Source organism: Serratia sp. 1D1416 (assembly GCF_003641105.1).
Classification (GTDB): domain Bacteria; phylum Pseudomonadota; class Gammaproteobacteria; order Enterobacterales; family Enterobacteriaceae; genus Serratia; species Serratia ficaria.
On record NZ_CP032738.1, the window covers coordinates 2,628,592 to 2,643,132 of the forward strand.

The window sequence follows — 14,541 nt, forward strand, 5'->3', positions numbered from 1 at the left end:
CCCTTTTTATTGGCTCAAGCGTCGCGTTGGCGGATCACCCCTTCCTGCACCGTGGTGGCGACCAGCACGCCGTCGCGGCTGTAGATTTGGCCACGCACGAAGCCGCGCGCGCCGGAGGCGGAGGAGCTTTCTACCGCGTACAGCAGCCAGTCATCCAGGCGGAACGGGCGGTGGAACCACATCGAGTGATCGATGGTGGCCACCTGCATGCCCGGCTCAAGAAAACCGACGCCGTGCGGCTGCAGCGCCGTCGGCAGGAAGTTGAAATCGGAGGCGTAGCCCAGCAGATACTGATGAATGTGCTGATCTTCCGGCATGCTGCCGTTGGCGCGGAACCAGACGTAGCGATGCGGTTCCTCAACGCTGCCTTTCAGCGGGTTGTGAAACTTCACCGGCCGCATTTCCAGCGGCTTTTGGCCGATAAACTTATCGCGCACCTTTTCCGGCAGCATATGCGCCAGCTTCTGGGCGATTTCCGATTCCGACATCAAGCCTTCCGGCGGCGGCACGTCCGGCATGCGGTTCTGGTGCTCAAAACCGGCTTCCGGGCTCTGGAAGGAGGCGGTCATGTAGAAGATCGGCTTGCCGTGCTGGATGGCGCTGACGCGGCGAGCGCTGAAGCTGTTGCCGTCGCGCAGGGTTTCCACGTCATACACGATAGGCTTGCTGCTGTCGCCCGGGCGCAGGAAGTAACTGTGAAACGAGTGGACGTTGCGTTCCGCCGGCACGGTTTGTTTGGCGGCGTACAGCGCCTGGCCCACGACCTGGCCGCCGAACACCTGGCGCAGACCCAGATCTTCGCTTTGGCCGCGGAACAGCCCTTCTTCGATTTTCTCCAGATCCAGCAGATCGAGGAGGTTTTGCAATGCCTGGCTCATAAAGTTATTACCTTTCTAATAATGATTTTGCGCAGTGTGCGGAATATCACGGCATGACGTCAACATCTTGCGTTATAGGGGCGCTAAAATTGTCTTAATAGTGAGCATTATCAGCGGCGGAAGTGATTAATAGGCGGAGCAAAATGGATTTTTCAGTATTTTGTGCTAAGTTTATTGGGTGAGGCGGTGAAAGCCACCAACATGTTGATAATAAAAAGGAGACCGATCCATGAAACTCTGGCAAATCGTAGGTGGAGCAGCAGCATTGACGATCACGCTGGCGGGTTGTGCCCAAAAGAGTGCGGATGTGCCTACCCCGGCGGCGGGAAATCCGGCGGCGGCGCAAACGCAGATCCAGGGGCCGGCGGTGACTGGTTCGGTGAACATTCGCCAGCGCATTGCGCTGCCGCCGGATGCCGTACTGACGGTCACCCTCTCTGACGCCTCGCTGGCGGATGCGCCATCGAAAGTCATCGCCCAGCGCGCGGTGCGCACCGAAGGTACCCAGGCGCCGTTCAACTTTGTGCTGCCGTATAACCCGGCCGATATTCAGCCGAACGCGCGCATCATTCTGAGTGCGGCGGTGACGGTGAATGGCCAAATGATCTTTATCACCGATACCATCCAGGAAGTGATCAACCGCAACGGCACCCGTGCCGACCTGCTGCTGGTTCCGGTACAGGGCGTGCCGGTTCAGACGACGCCGACGGCGATGCCGTAACGTCGCTTTCCTGAACGAGCCTGATATCAACAGCCTTTGCGCTTCGGCCAAAGGCTGTTTTGTTTTATCCGCGCCAGCCGTACCGCTGAAGGTCCACCGTGCTGTGCGGCCCGAAAATGATCCCCTCCGCCAGCAGCGCCTGCCGCTGGCGCTGAAAGTCTTCACCCTGCTGCGAGATTTGCCCATGGCGATTAATCACCCGGTGCCAGGGCAGGGTGCTGCCTTCGGGCAAACGCCGCAATACGCCGCCGACCTGGCGCGCGGCGCGCGGCGAACCCGCCAGCTGCGCCACTTCGCCATAGGTCGTGACTTTGCCGTAAGGAATGGCGGCCACCACGTGAAATACGCGTTGGCTGAAGGAGGCGTCTTCTGGTTCCATTTCTCTCTTCCTGCGCGAATAAAACCCCAGCCAGAGAGTGTGCCACAGGCGAGGTGGGTAAGAAAACAGCGGTTGGACCGGGCTGGCTTGCTATTTGGCGGGCCATCGCCGATAATGCCCCCCGCTTCGAAGTACAGAAGCCGTCAATGGGGGCCCTGTTGGTTCTCCCGCAACACTAACTTGTGAACTCGGTCAGATCCGGAAGGAAGCAGCCGCAGCAGGTGACGTGTGTGCCGGGATGTAGCTGGCAGGGCCTCCACCAATTTCGGCCCCGTCATTTTTCCCCCGTTTTTACTGTCGAACCGTCAATCGGCCACTGGCTATCGGGGCGCACCATGCCCGGCGCCGCACATCGATCAGTGCCTTACCAGCGTGGCGAAGTAATAGGCCAGCGGTATTGCCAGCAGATAGAGCCCAAACGGCACTTCCCGCCATTTGCCGGCGATCGCCTTGATGACGATATAGAACAGCAACCCGCCGGCGATACCTGTACCGAAACTGTTGGCGATCAACGTGATCATCACCATCATCAATACCGGCAGCCCGTCGGTGAAGCTGGCCAAATCGACCTTGCGCAGCCCGCTGAACATGTTCAGGCCGATCAGGATCAACGCCGGCGCGGTGGCCTCTTTCGGGATCATCAGGGCTATCGGGGTAAACAGCAGCATCAGCAGGAACATCATCGCCGCCGCTAACGCCGTCAGGCCGGTTTTGCCGCCGGCTTCGGCCGCCGCGGAAGATTCGATCAGCGCGGTGGCGGCGGGAATGCCGACCCAGGGGCCAAGCGCCGCGGCGATGGAATCCACCATAAAGGGCCGGTTGATGTGCGGCATATTGCCGTGTTCGTCCAACAGCCCGGCTTCGCCGCCCACCGCCAGGGTGGTGCCCATGGTGGAGAAAAATTCCGAGGCGAAAAACACAAACAGGTAGGGCAAAAAGACGATATTCAGCGCGCCGATCATATCGACCTGGCCGAGCACCGGCGCCAGCGAATGCGGCATCGCGATCGGGCTGTCCGGCAGGCGGGTAACGCCGAACGGAATGCCGACCAGCGTGGCGAACAGAATTGCCCACAGGATAGCGCCCGGTATGCGCCGGGCCTGCAGCGCGATCGCCAGGAACAGGCCGCACAGGGCGATCAGCGCGCCGGGGGCGGTGAAGTCCCCCAGCATCAGCGCGTTCGACCTGGCGTTGGCCAGCACCAGGCCGGCGTTGCGGAAGCCGAGCATCGCCACGAACAGCCCGATCGACGCGGTCAGCCCCAGCTTGATCGACTGCGGCACCGAGCGGGTCACCACCTCGCGCAGCCCGAGCCGGGTCAGCGCAAAGAACAAAATGCCGGACCAGCAGGCGATGCCAAGGCCAATTTGCCAGCTGACGCCCTCGCTGCCCGCCAGCGTCACCCCGACCAGCACCGAACCGCCGATGCCGGGCCCGACGATGAACGGCAGGTTGCCGTAAAACGCCATCAGCAGCGTGCCGACCACAAACACCAGAATGGTGCCGGTGGTCGCCGCGCCCTTGTCCATGCCGCCTACCGCCAGCAGGCCGGGAATAACCACCAGCAGATAGGCGGCGGCCAGAAAGCCGGTTACCCCGGCCAGGCATTCGGTTCTGACACTGCTTTGCCGCGCGCGCAGTTGAAAACGCCGCTGCAGCCAGCTCCCCGCTGTTGGAGCATTTACTGAATTATCCGCCATTTCGTCGGCATCTCCCCGTGCAGTCTTATGGTTGTGCCGGCGTTTCCCAGCAGGCGATCAGCGGCTCGACAATCTGGCGCGTCGCGCCGTCGGTCAGGCCGAGATCGGTCAGGTGCGGCCCGGCGTTGCATGCCAGGCAGGTGCCCTCTATCGCCTTGAAAACGCGGTAGGGCGGTTCCCAGTCGGCAACCTGCGCGCTGAGTTCACGCAGGTTTTTAAATTGCTGCGCCAGTTCAGCGGCGGGCAGGTCGGACAGCATGCCGGCGATCGGCATCGCCACCTGCGCCAGCAGCGCGCCGCGTTGGCTGAGAGCCATGCCGCCGCCGCTGGCGATCAGGGCATTGGCGGCCAGCGCCATATCGGCGGCATCGCGCCCCAGCACCACCAAATTGTGCGAGTCATGCGAATAACTGGTGGCGATGGCGCCGCGCAGTTCTCCCCAGCCTTCCAGCAACGCCAGCTGTGGCTTGGCCGGATGGCGGCCATGGCGGTGCTGTACCCAGATCAGGCTGAAACCCGGCGGGACCTGCACTTCACCTTCGCGCACCTCGACCGTGACTTCGCTCCATTGGGTGAAGCGCGCGCCTTTGATATTGCGCAGCCTGGCCTGGCCGTGGCGAATGCCCGGCACCTTCGGCGCGAAGTCTGCGGCGGCCAGCGGCGGCAAGCGCAGCGTATCGCGCGGCGCCTTCACTGCCGGATTGGCGCCGAGCGGCGCCAGCAATTTATGGCGTCGCGCCGTCAGTTTTCCCGCCACGTAGACCGCCCGTGCCTGAAGCCGAGACAGCGAATCGAACACCACCAGATCGGCGGTGCGCCCGGCGGCAACCAGCCCCAAATCGTTGCGTTGCAGGCGGATTGCGGCATTGAGCGTCGCCATCCGCAGCGCATCGGTCGCCGGTAGACCCTGCTCAATCAGCAGGTTGAGCAGGGCGATGACGCCGCCTTTCTCCAACAGGATGTCCGGCGGCACGTCGTCGGTGCACAGGGTGATTTGCGAAGACAGATGCGGCAGCGTCAGCAGCGCCGCAACAATCTCCGGCAACAGGTAAGGATGGGAGCCGCGGATCTCAAGCGTCAGGCCGGCGCGCAGCTTCTCCAGCGCATCGGCTGCGGAAGTCAATTCGTGATCCGAGGTGACGCCGGCCGCCAGGTAAGCCTGCAGCTGGGCGCCGCTGAGCCCGCGGGCGTGGCCTTCGATCAGCTTGCCGCTGTCGAGGCCGGCGTTGAGAATTTCCAGCATGCGTTCGCTGCCGTTGAGTACGCCGTGCATGTCCATCACTTCGGCGACGCCGGCCACTTCCGGCCAGGCCAGCATGGTGGCCATTTCCTGGCCGCCGAAGTCGGCGCCGGACATCTCCAGGCCGGGCGTGGAGGGCACGCTGGACGGCGCGGCGCAGATGACCCGCAGCGGCAGGCCGCGGCTGGCGTCGATGGCGTAACGCACGCCGGCGACGCCGAGCACGTTGGCCAGCTCATGCGGATCCCAGAAGACGGTGGTGGTGCCCTGGGCGACCACGATCTCGGCGTAGCGCTCCGGCGGCAAATGCGAGCTCTCCAGGTGCACGTGGGTGTCGATCAAGCCGGGGCTGAGGTAGGCGCCGGCCAGATCTTGCGTTTCCGCGGCCTCTGCCGCAGTGCCGCAGGGATGAACGCTGGCAATCAGCGAGCCGACGATGCCGACGTCCGCCGGGCGAATTTCACCGGTCGCCATGTCGATCACTGCCGCGTTGGTCAGTAACAGGTCGTAAGGCGTTTGGCCCAGGGCGGCCTGCACGGCGCGCTGGCGTTCGCCGGCGCTGAGGGAATAAGGGGTCATGGTATTTACCTGCATAATGACAGGGAAGTTACTCTAGGCGGGAGGCCGGGCTTTGCCCAGATGATTTAATTTATTGCGTGATAAGAAACGTTTATGCTGTGGCAAACGTTTCCCCGACAGCTGACGGAAGGCTGATATGTCTGAACCCTGGCGCCGGCTGCCCGCGCTCTCTCTGAAACAGATCCAATATTTCGTGACGCTGGCGCAACTGCGGCATTTTACCGATACCGCCAACCGTTTGGCGATCAGCCAGCCGGCGCTGAGCAGCGCGCTGCGGCAGATCGAATCGGTGCTGGGGGGCAAGCTGGTGAACCGCACCGCCTCGGCGGTGACGCTGACCGAGCTGGGGGCGGCGATTTTGCCGCATGCCGAACGCCTGCTGAACGTGGCGCAGGGCGCGTTTGACGATATGCAGCGCATCATGCTGGCGGGCGGTGACGGCACCTTGCGCATCGGGCTGGTGCCTTCGGTCGGCAGCCTGCTTTTTCCTGCGGTGCCGCAGCGGCTGGCGGCGCATTTTCCCCGGCTGCGCATCGAATTTCACGATCAGACCAACGACTCGCTGCTGTTACAGCTGGAGAACGGCCTGATTGATTTTGGCTTTGGCGCGCTCGACAGCTCGGTGCCGGATTCGTTGGAAATTCATCCGCTGCAGGAAGATCCTTTCGTGGTGATTATGCGGCGCGACGATCCTCTGGCGGAATCGCATCATTTACCCTGGCGGCAGCTTGCTCGGCGTAATATCGCCGTTTTTTCCAAGGGGAATATCAGCCGGTTGGTGTCGGCGCTGGCGGAAAGCCATCGCCTGAATTTAACGGCGTCTTACCAGGTGGACTTTCTTGAGACGTTATATGGATTAGTGCGTTCAAATTTAGCCGTGGCTATTTTGCCTCAGCTTTATACGACGCATCTTCAGGATGATGAATTAACCGTCGTTCACCTGCAGCAACCCTTACTTAGCCGCACTATTGCATTAATGCGCAGCGCAACCCAAAGTCGCTCGCCATTAATAGAGGATTGTTTCCAGTTATTATTGCAGGATTTCCAGCGGAAGATGAAAGCTTAACAAGTCAATAGGATAAAGACTAAATTAACGCTGGCATTGAAGCCGACAAAAGCATCGGCTCAACGCGTTGCTGCCCGGATTAACGTACATACTTCCAAACGGCGGTGGGGATTTTATCGTACAGTTTGTTCATGGTGAGCTCTGCCAGGCGGTGATCGGCGGCGGAGTAAAACAGCTCCAGCTCATCATCGGAAAGTTCATACTTATTTTTCTCAATAACACGTTCAAGCGTGTCAATCGTGGTGCATTTACGTAAACGCATCAGATAGTCGATTTTTGTCATGATGGCCTTTAATCTTATAAACCGTAAAATAAGTTGGGGAATAATTATCCCCTAAGTTTTCATTGTCGTACAGATGTCCTCTCCTGAGAACATTCTGAATAATCTCGCCTTGGTTTTTTGCCAGCGGCGAAGGTCGGAGTCATTGATACCGTAGCTGCTAAACAACGTATAGGTATCGTCGAGATATTCTTCGACTAACTCCGACAGATCTGATTCGTCCATGTATTTAATTTTATAACTCATCACAAACGAAGCAATATGTTCAATCAACTCATTAAGCTGGAGGTTGACGGAAGACGTTGGATCGTTCACCCAACCGTGGTGGCTGTCTCCCAGGGTTGCGATGCCTTCATCATACAAATTTTCGCACAAGAATTTGAGTTGAGCAATATCATGCCGCTTAGGCGAATACTCATCCATATCATCCCCTCCGTAAGACTTAATTTCGGTGTTGATAACACTATGTGAGTAAGCTGATTTACATCATGGACGGAGGCAGCTTAACGGTGACTAAATAAACTTACCGTATAATGAATATAAATCATTTTTTCGCATTTGACCTGCTGTTATTACGTAAACTTACAATTCATCTGCGGTCGATGGGCGTGAGTTATCAATGATGTCGAAGACGACTCCCCGTTCCGTCACGCTGAACCTGACGCTGTCGCTGATGAATTCCTCGGCGTTGATATCCAGACAGGCGTTGAAAAGGGTCCACTTATAGCGATAACTCATTGAATAATCGCCATTGCCTGCATTTTCTATATCAAGTATTTCTAATGAATCTTCTGCGTAGCGCGCGCTCTCGGAATAAAAACTCAGCCCGCTGGTTAGCGCCGGCACTAACTCGGATATTTTATCATTAATCACTTTCTTTAATTCTTTAACAGAAAGTGCGTTGATTTTCAGATCGCAGGCTAGGGTTATGCGCATTAATGACGGGCCTGAAAGAAATTTATCTGATTATCTTACTCCTTTTTGCCCTGAGCCGCTGAAATTTTCACTTTACAGACATTGTTTTACCCTAAGCCAACATTTCCAATACGCGAGATTAACCCTGATTTCATTCGGTATATACGGCGAGGTGCGCTGGGTGCGCCCGGGTGGGCGCAGCCCGCCGCTGTTACGTTCGGTTGCATTATTGCCGGGGAATGACTTGAGTCGATATCATGATTGTGATGTTATATTGTAACACTTAAATCCTTCCGCATTGGCCATGAAATTGACACCTACACCACGAGATGGCGGCGCGCCGTCGCTGAATTCGCTGTTCACCGCCTCGGCGGCGGCGCGCTGCGGCATCGCCGCCGGGCTACTGCTTCTGCTGTGGCTGGGCATTCACTGGGCGGTATCGCTGCCATGATCGCTTTGCAGCAGGCCGAGATCGGCTATGGCGCCGCGCCGCTGTTCCCGCCGCTCAGCGGCCATTTCAGTGCCGGTTCGCTGACGGCGGTGGTCGGCGTGAACGGCGCCGGAAAATCGACATTGCTGAAGACGCTGGCCGGATTGCAGCCGCTGCAGGGCGGCAGCCTGCATTTCAGCGGCGACGCGCCGCCGCGCATGGCCTATCTGCCGCAGCAGGCGGAGCTCGATCGCCAGTTTCCTATCCTGGTCAGCGATTTGGTGGCGATGGGCAACTGGCCGCAGAGCGGCATGTTCGGCGGCTTGAGCAAAGGCGCGGCGCAGCGGATAGCCGAAGCGCTGGAAAGCGTCGGCATGGCGGCGATGGCGCGCCGCCCGGTCGGCGAGCTGTCCGGCGGTCAGCTGCAGCGGGTGCTGTTCGCACGCCTGCTGGTACAACAGGCGCCGCTGATCCTGCTGGACGAACCTTTTACCGGCATCGACGGCGCCACCACTAGGCTGTTGCTGCAGGTGATTGCGCAGCTGCATCGGCAGGGGCGCACGCTGATCGCCGTGCTGCACGACATGGCGATGGTGGCCACTCACTTCCCGCAGGCGCTGCTGCTGACCCCGCAATGCTGCCACTGGGGGGAGGCCGATCGGGTGCTGGAGCATATTCCGGCGCTGAACGTCGCCACCCCGTCGCAGTGCGTGAAGGCGGTGGCGCCATGACGCTGTTGCATCTGTTGCTCGATCCTTTCGCCTCTTTCGGCTTTATGCGCCGCGCGCTGGTGGCCTGCCTGGCGCTGTCGCTCAGCGCGGCGCCGCTGGGCGTTTTCCTGCTGCTGCGGCGCATGAGCCTGGTCGGCGATGCGCTGTCCCACGCGGTGCTGCCCGGCGCGGCTATCGGTTATCTGATTTCCGGCATGTCGCTGGTCGCGATGGGCGTCGGCGGGTTTATCGCCGGGTTGGCGGTGGCGATGCTGTCGGGGCTGGTCAGCCGCCGCACGCCGTTAAAGGAGGATGCCAGCTTCGCCGGTTTCTACCTCGGTTCGCTGGCGCTGGGGGTGACGCTGGTGTCGCTGCGCGGCTCCAGCGTCGATCTGCTGCACGTGCTGTTTGGCTCGATTCTGGCGGTAGACACTCGGGCCATCCTGATGGTCGGCGCGATAGCCAGCTTTTCGCTGCTGGCGCTGGCGGCGCTGTATCGCGCGCTGGTTATCGAATCGTTCGACGCCATCTTTTTGCGCGTCAGCGCGCCGCGCCGGCTGGCGCTGATCCACGGGCTGTTTCTGGCGCTGGTGGTGATCAATCTGGTGGCGGGGTTTCAGATCCTCGGCACTCTGATGTCGGTCGGGCTGATGATGCTGCCGGCCGCCGGCGCGCGCTTCTGGGCGCGTAACCTGCCGCAGATGCTGGCGGTGGCGATGGGGATCGGCATGCTGGCCAGCCTGATTGGGCTGGAATGGTCGTATTACGCCTCGCTGCCTGCCGGCCCGGCGATCGTGCTCAGCGCCAGCGCGATCTTTTTTGTTTCGATTCTGTTTGGGACGCGCGGCGGGATCTATTCGCTCGCGCGCCGTTGAGAAGTGCTATCTGCAAGGAGAAAATATGAAACGTTTACCTATATCGCTGGCGGTCGCTGCTCTGCTGTCCAGCCCATTGGCGATGGCGAAGACCGTCGACGCCGTCGCCAGCTTTTCCATCCTCGGCGATATCGTCAAGCAGGTGGGGGGAGAGCACGTCAACGTCAGCACGCTGGTGGGGCCGGACGGCGATCCGCACGGTTTTGAACCCTCACCGAAAGACAGCAAGCTGCTGTCCCAGGCCGACGTGGTGTTCGTCAGCGGCCTGGGATTGGAAGGCTGGATCGATCGCCTGGTCAGCGCCTCGGGTTACCGGGGGCCGGTGGTCACCGCGTCGCAGGGCATTGACTCACGGCAGATGGAGGAAGAGGGCAAGCAGGTCACCGATCCTCACGCCTGGAACAGCATGAAAAACGGCGTGCAGTACGCCACCAACGTGATGAATGCGTTGATCGCCGCCGATCCGCAAGACGCCAACTATTTCCGCCAGCGCGGCGCGGACTATATCCAGCAGCTGCAAAAGTTGGATCTGTGGGCCAAAACGCAGTTTGCCGCAGTGCCGCAGCAGAAGCGCAAGGTGCTGACCAGTCATGACGCTTTTGGTTATTTTGGGCAAGAATATGGCGTCACCTTCCTTGCCCCGGTCGGTTTCTCTACCGAGGCCGAAGCCAGCGCCAGCGACGTGGCGGGCCTGATCAAACAGATCAAGCAGGAACGGGTTAACGCCTACTTTATCGAGAACCAAACCGACCCGCGCCTGGTGAAGCAGATTGCGGCGGCCACCGGCGCCAAGGCCGGCGGGGAGCTGTATCCGGAGGCCTTGTCCAAAGCCGATGGCCCGGCGGCTACCTATGTGCAGGCGTTCCGGCACAATGTCGATACGCTGCTCGGCAGCATGAAATAAGTGATATGCCCCGCCGCCGCGGCGGGGCGATGAACGAGGTTTCGTTTTCTCCATAAAAAAAACCCCGTTGAGCAGCAACGGGGCTTTGCGACAGATGACATCTCGGGGTTAACGCTTTTTCTTACGTCCCTGTACCGCCTTAAAGCGCGGGTTGCTTTTACAGATCACATAGATGCGGCCTTTACGGCGCACGACTTTGCAATCAGGATGGCGATTCTTCGCCGAACGCAATGAACTCAAAACCTGCATAGTGATCCCTTATGACTTCTTGGCGCCGAGAAAGCGGCCAAAACGCTGCTGGAAGCGCGCGGTGCTGCCTTCTTTGGAGAACTCTTTCTGCTTGCCGGTGTAATACGGATGCGAAGCGGAAGAGATATCGAGGGTGACATACGGCCAGCTTTCGCCGTCCAGCTCGATGGTGCGATCGGTTTTGATGGTCGATCCCACCTTGAAATAGGCGTCGGCGCTCAGGTCGTGAAACACCACGGTTCGGTAGTCAGGATGGATGCCTGCTTTCATGATGCACTCCAATGTAATGTTATACTATAACAATAATTATGCGCCGCCTCCGTCGCGGGATCAAGAATAAAATGCATATGCGGGCGAATTAATGAGAGCGGTTTGCATCAAGCGGGAAAGACACCAAAGAAAAAGGCCGCATAAGCGGCCTTTTTATTAGCGGATGAGATCCATCGCACTATCAGTGATGGTCAACCGGATGGCTGTGTTCCAGGTCTTCAGACTTCTTGCTGAAGCGGCGGCGAACCACCACGAAGAACACCGGTACGAAGAAGATAGCCAGCACGGTGGCGGTAATCATCCCGCCCATTACGCCGGTACCTACCGCGTTTTGCGCGCCGGAGCCCGCGCCGCTGCTGATAACCAGCGGCAGTACCCCGAGGATGAACGCCAGCGAGGTCATCAGGATGGGGCGCAGACGCATGCGCACCGCTTCCAGCGTCGCCTCGATCAGACCTTTGCCTTCTTTCTCCATCAGATCCTTGGCGAATTCCACGATCAGGATGGCGTTCTTCGCCGACAGGCCGATGGTGGTCAACAGCCCCACCTGGAAGTAAACGTCGTTGTTCATGCCGCGCATGGTGGCCGCCAGCAACGCGCCGATTACCCCCAGCGGCAGCACCAGCATGACCGAGAACGGAATCGACCAGCTTTCATACAGCGCCGCCAGACACAGGAACACCACCAGAATCGAGATGGCGTACAGGGCAGGGGCCTGGTTGCCGGACAAACGTTCCTGATAGGACATGCCGGTCCAGTCGTAGCCGATGCCGCTTGGCAGTTTGGACGACAGCTCTTCCATCAGGCTCATCGCTTCACCGGTACTCTTGCCCGGTGCCGCCTGGCCCAGGATCTCCATCGAAGGCAGACCGTTATAGCGTTCCAGACGCGGCGAGCCGTATTCCCATTTCGCCGACGAGAAGGCGGAGAAAGGAACCATCTGGCCGCTGGTGCCGCGGACAAACCACTTGTTGATGTCTTCCGGCAACATACGGAACGGCGCGTCGGACTGTACGTACACCTTCTTCACGCGGCCGCGGTCGATGAAGTCGTTGACGTACGAACCGCCCAGCGCGGTGGTCAGCGTACTGTTGATGGTGGTGATGCTCACGCCCAGCGCCTTGGCTTTTTCCTGATCGATGATCAGTTTGAACTGCGGCGTATCTTCCAGGCCGTTGGGACGCATGCCCACCAGCACGTCCGGATGCTGAGCGGCCATGCCCAACAGCTGGTTACGCGCTTCGGTCAGTTTCTCGTGCCCCAGGCCGCCCTGGTCGATCAGCTGGAAGTCGAAACCGGTCGCGGTGCCGAGCTCGATAATCGCCGGCAGGTTGAACGGGAACACCAGGCCGTCTTTGATCTGCGAGAAAGCGCCCATCGCACGCCCGGCAATCGCCGGCACTTTATTTTGTTCACCGCTACGTTCGGACCAGTCTTTCAGGCTGACGAACGACAGACCGTTGTTCTGGCCGTTACCGTTGAAGCCGAAGCCCGCGACGGTAAACACCGACACCACGTTGTCCTTTTCCTTGGTCAGGAAGTAGTCGGTGACTTCTTCCAGCACCTTGGAGGTACGGGCCTCGGTGGCGCCGGCAGGCAGCTGCACCATGGTCAGCAGGATGCCCTGGTCTTCGTCCGGCAGGAACGAGGAAGGCAGGCGCAGGAACAGCAGCCCCATGCCAACCACGATCAGCAGGTAGATCACCAGATAACGGCCGGTGCTGCGCAGAATGCTGCCCACGCTGTCGGTGTAGTGGTGGGTGCTCTTTTCGAACATGCGGTTGAACCAGCCGAAGAAGCCGGTTTTAACCCCGTGGTCGCCTTTCGGGATAGGTTTCAGCATGGTGGCGCACAGCGCCGGCGTCAGGATCATCGCCACCAGCACCGACAGCGCCATCGCGGAAACGATGGTGATCGAGAACTGACGGTAGATGGCGCCGGTGGAGCCGCCGAAGAACGCCATCGGGATAAATACCGCCGACAGCACCATGGCGATGCCCACCAGCGCGCCCTGGATCTGGCCCATCGATTTGCGGGTGGCTTCTTTCGGCGGCAGCCCCTCTTCGGACATCACGCGCTCGACGTTTTCCACCACCACGATGGCGTCGTCCACCAACAGGCCTATCGCCAGCACCATGCCGAACATCGTCAGGGTGTTTATCGAGAAGCCGAACGCCGCCAGGATCGCAAAGGTCCCCAGCAGCACCACCGGCACCGCGATGGTCGGGATCAGCGTGGCGCGGAAGTTCTGCAGGAACAGATACATCACCAGGAACACCAGGATGATGGCTTCGATCAGCGTTTTCACTACTTCGTTGATGGAGATTTTAACGAACGGCGTAGTGTCGTACGGATAAACCACTTTCATCCCCTGCGGGAAGAAAGGTTGCATCTTGGTCAGCGCGTCTTTCACACCTTGGGCGGTGTTCAGGGCGTTGGCGCCGGTGGCCAGTTTGATACCCAGGCCGGCAGCCGGTTTGCCGTTGTAACGCGCGGTTACGGCATAGCTTTCACCGCCGCGCTCAATGCGCGCCACGTCACGCAGGCGAACCTGAGAACCGTCGGCGTTCACCTTCAGCAGGATCTTGCCGAACTCTTCCGGCGAGGTCAGGCGGGTCTGCGCGATGATCGAGGCGTTAAGCTGCTGCCCCGGCACCGGCGGCATGCCGCCCAGCTGCCCTGCGGCGATCTGGTTGTTCTGCTCGGTGATGGCCGAGGTCACGTCGGTGGTGGTCAGCTGGAAGTTATTCAGCTTGTTCGGGTCCAGCCAGATGCGCATGGCGTACTGGGCGCCGAACAGCTGCACTTCACCCACGCCGGACGAACGGCTGATGGGATCCTTGATGTTGGAGGCCACGTAGTCCGCAATGTCATCCTGAGTCATGCTCGGATCGTCGGAAACGAAGCCGGCCACCATCAGGAAGCTGCTGCTGGATTTTTCTACTTTCAGGCCCTGTTGCTGCACTTCCTGCGGCAACAGCGGGGTGGCCAACGACAGTTTGTTCTGGACCTGCACCTGCGCGATGTCAGGATCGGTGCCGGAGTCAAACGTCAGGGTAATGGTGACGCTACCAGAGGAATCACTGGTGGAGGACATGTACATCAGATTATCGATACCGTTCATGTTCTGTTCGATAATCTGCGTCACGGTGTCCTGCACCGTCGTGGCATCTGCGCCCGGGTAGGTGGCGGAAATACTCACCGCCGGTGGTGCAATAGTGGGATACTGCGCGATCGGCAGTTTCATTATTGCAAGCACCCCCGCCAACATGACGATGATGGCGATTACCCAGGCGAAAATCGGGCGATCTATAAAGAACTTAGCCATGTATTACCGGCTCCTTT

At 59.6% G+C, this 14,541-nt stretch carries 16 protein-coding genes and 1 other RNA gene; 7 read left to right on the forward strand and 10 right to left on the reverse strand.

Annotation, left to right across the window (positions count from 1 at the left end; all coding sequences use genetic code 11):
- Positions 1-14: 14 nt before the first annotated feature.
- Positions 15-878: an acyl-CoA thioesterase II gene (tesB, locus tag D7I37_RS12465; protein ID WP_061796307.1), complete on the reverse strand. Its 864-nt coding sequence runs from the start codon at positions 876-878 to the stop codon at positions 15-17.
- A gap of 229 nt (positions 879-1,107) precedes the next feature.
- On the opposite strand from tesB, the gene D7I37_RS12470 reads away from it, so the two are divergent.
- Positions 1,108-1,599 (forward strand): YbaY family lipoprotein, encoded by a 492-nt coding sequence (locus D7I37_RS12470; protein WP_061796308.1) that lies wholly within the window; start codon positions 1,108-1,110, stop codon positions 1,597-1,599.
- Positions 1,600-1,663: 64 nt separating this feature from the next.
- Here D7I37_RS12470 and D7I37_RS12475 read toward each other — a convergent pair whose 3' ends face one another.
- Entirely contained in the window at positions 1,664-1,978 is a 315-nt protein-coding gene (locus tag D7I37_RS12475; RefSeq protein ID WP_061796310.1) for an MGMT family protein, read from the reverse strand.
- Positions 1,979-2,134: 156 nt separating this feature from the next.
- Between D7I37_RS12475 and ffs the strand changes: the two genes are divergently transcribed.
- Positions 2,135-2,231, forward strand: an RNA gene (gene ffs, locus D7I37_RS12480) — signal recognition particle sRNA small type.
- Positions 2,232-2,334: 103 nt separating this feature from the next.
- Here the strand turns inward: ffs and D7I37_RS12485 are convergent.
- Together D7I37_RS12485 and D7I37_RS12490 are read right to left on the reverse strand one after the other, a co-directional pair.
- A complete protein-coding gene (locus D7I37_RS12485; protein ID WP_129543739.1) occupies positions 2,335-3,678 on the reverse strand; it encodes an NCS2 family permease in 1,344 nt (447 codons plus the stop codon).
- Positions 3,679-3,703: 25 nt separating this feature from the next.
- Positions 3,704-5,497: an adenine deaminase gene (locus tag D7I37_RS12490; RefSeq protein WP_129543740.1), complete on the reverse strand. Its 1,794-nt coding sequence runs from the start codon at positions 5,495-5,497 to the stop codon at positions 3,704-3,706.
- A 136-nt stretch (positions 5,498-5,633) separates the two neighbouring features.
- Between D7I37_RS12490 and D7I37_RS12495 the strand changes: the two genes are divergently transcribed.
- Entirely contained in the window at positions 5,634-6,563 is a 930-nt protein-coding gene (locus tag D7I37_RS12495; protein ID WP_061796335.1) for a LysR family transcriptional regulator, read from the forward strand.
- Positions 6,564-6,642: 79 nt separating this feature from the next.
- Here D7I37_RS12495 and D7I37_RS12500 read toward each other — a convergent pair whose 3' ends face one another.
- The 3 genes from D7I37_RS12500 to D7I37_RS12510 form a co-directional block, all read right to left on the reverse strand.
- Complete coding sequence (locus D7I37_RS12500; RefSeq protein WP_061796337.1) at positions 6,643-6,846, reverse strand: HHA domain-containing protein; 204 nt, start codon at positions 6,844-6,846, stop codon at positions 6,643-6,645.
- Positions 6,847-6,897: 51 nt separating this feature from the next.
- On the reverse strand, positions 6,898-7,266 hold the full coding sequence (tomB, locus tag D7I37_RS12505) for an Hha toxicity modulator TomB (RefSeq protein ID WP_004940312.1): 369 nt from the start codon (positions 7,264-7,266) through the stop codon (positions 6,898-6,900).
- A gap of 159 nt (positions 7,267-7,425) precedes the next feature.
- Entirely contained in the window at positions 7,426-7,779 is a 354-nt protein-coding gene (locus D7I37_RS12510) for a hypothetical protein (RefSeq protein ID WP_061796339.1), read from the reverse strand.
- A 283-nt stretch (positions 7,780-8,062) separates the two neighbouring features.
- On the opposite strand from D7I37_RS12510, the gene D7I37_RS27025 reads away from it, so the two are divergent.
- From D7I37_RS27025 to D7I37_RS12525, 4 genes are read left to right on the forward strand one after another with little or no spacing between them, the layout of a single operon-like run.
- The gene (locus D7I37_RS27025; protein WP_165283095.1) at positions 8,063-8,209 is read left to right on the forward strand and encodes a hypothetical protein; all 147 of its coding nucleotides are present in this window, start codon (positions 8,063-8,065) and stop codon (positions 8,207-8,209) included.
- Positions 8,206-8,919 (forward strand): metal ABC transporter ATP-binding protein, encoded by a 714-nt coding sequence (locus D7I37_RS12515; RefSeq protein ID WP_129543741.1) that lies wholly within the window; start codon positions 8,206-8,208, stop codon positions 8,917-8,919. Before D7I37_RS27025 ends, D7I37_RS12515 begins: the two co-directional genes overlap by 4 nt.
- A complete protein-coding gene (locus tag D7I37_RS12520; protein WP_061796344.1) occupies positions 8,916-9,773 on the forward strand; it encodes a metal ABC transporter permease in 858 nt (285 codons plus the stop codon). The genes D7I37_RS12515 and D7I37_RS12520 overlap by 4 nt, the downstream gene beginning before the upstream one ends.
- A gap of 25 nt (positions 9,774-9,798) precedes the next feature.
- Positions 9,799-10,677 carry a metal ABC transporter substrate-binding protein gene (locus D7I37_RS12525; RefSeq protein ID WP_061796346.1) on the forward strand — a complete coding sequence of 293 codons (879 nt, stop codon included), beginning with the start codon at positions 9,799-9,801 and terminating at the stop codon, positions 10,675-10,677.
- 108 nt (positions 10,678-10,785) lie between these two features.
- Here the strand turns inward: D7I37_RS12525 and ykgO are convergent, their stop codons facing one another.
- The 3 genes from ykgO to sdeY form a co-directional block, all read right to left on the reverse strand.
- Entirely contained in the window at positions 10,786-10,926 is a 141-nt protein-coding gene (gene ykgO, locus D7I37_RS12530; protein ID WP_073970263.1) for a type B 50S ribosomal protein L36, read from the reverse strand.
- Between the two features lie 9 nt (positions 10,927-10,935).
- Complete coding sequence (locus D7I37_RS12535; RefSeq protein ID WP_095096066.1) at positions 10,936-11,196, reverse strand: type B 50S ribosomal protein L31; 261 nt, start codon at positions 11,194-11,196, stop codon at positions 10,936-10,938.
- Positions 11,197-11,377: 181 nt separating this feature from the next.
- Positions 11,378-14,524, reverse strand: coding sequence for a multidrug efflux RND transporter permease subunit SdeY (sdeY, locus tag D7I37_RS12540; protein WP_129543742.1), 3,147 nt, complete (start codon positions 14,522-14,524; stop codon positions 11,378-11,380).
- Positions 14,525-14,541 lie beyond the last annotated feature (17 nt).